Origin of the sequence: Nocardia aobensis NBRC 100429 (genome assembly GCF_000308375.1) — a bacterium.
Classification (GTDB): Bacteria; Actinomycetota; Actinomycetes; order Mycobacteriales; family Mycobacteriaceae; genus Nocardia; species Nocardia aobensis.
The window spans coordinates 1-829 of record NZ_BAFQ01000225.1; the positions used below are offsets into that span (position 1 = coordinate 1).

1 protein-coding gene and 1 pseudogene are annotated in these 829 nt (G+C 70.2%); both read right to left on the minus strand.

The window, feature by feature from the left end:
• The coding region (locus tag RJ03_RS27325; protein ID WP_036507521.1) for a hypothetical protein at positions 1 to 227 on the minus strand (227 nt) is incomplete at its 3' end.
• Positions 228 to 262: 35 nt separating this feature from the next.
• Positions 263 to 829: pseudogene (locus tag RJ03_RS35240) on the minus strand (hypothetical protein); the annotation flags it as partial.

Sequence of the window (829 nt, forward strand, 5' to 3'; positions counted from 1 at the left end):
CGCACCGCCACCGCGCCCAGCGGAGTCTGTAGCGCCGCGGTGCCGGTGGTCGTGTCGTCCTGGTAGCGGATGCCGGGGCCCAGATCGGTACTGGTCCAATTCGATTGCGGGGCAACGGGGGCAGCAGGTGCGGGGGCGACGGTCTCGCCCTGGGCCGCCCCGGCCGCCGCGACGACCGCGGTGGCGAGCAGGGTGGACACGGCGATGGTCCGGGTGGTGGTCTTCATGAATTCTTCCGCTCTGATCGGTGGGCGAGTGTCGATTACCGTGCGTTGCCGTCGGCCGGCATCGACTGCGCGATCAGGCCTTTGGAATGTAGCGAGTTGTACTGGTCGCCCACCGCGTTCGCCAAGCTCGGTCCGCCGGTGACGATGCCGCCGGCCATGCCACCCAGGAAACCGAGTGTGCCCGCGCCGAGAATGCATCCGCCCACGATGCCGATCGGGGTCAGCACCGGCACCGGAATGGTCAGCGTGCCGCCGGTGATCGCGCCGAGCGGGCAGCCGACCGCGAGGCCGGCCGCCGTGCCCACGACCTGACCGACCGTCGAGTCGTCGGCCCACGCACCGGCGATGGTGTCGAATGCGTTCAGATACTCCGTGGTCGGATCGACCGGTGTACCGGCGGGGGCGGCCGGATCGGCCGGTGTGCCCTGCTCGCCCGCGACCGTGGCGGTCGCGGGCGACCCAGACTCGGCGAAGGCCGGACCGGCGATGCCGACCGTGGCGGAGGTGGCGAGAACCGCGATCGCGGCTGCGCGAATGACGTGACGCATGATTCTTCTTTCTCGATGCCTGATATCGCCCGTGCCCTCTCGGTTGGTGAACCG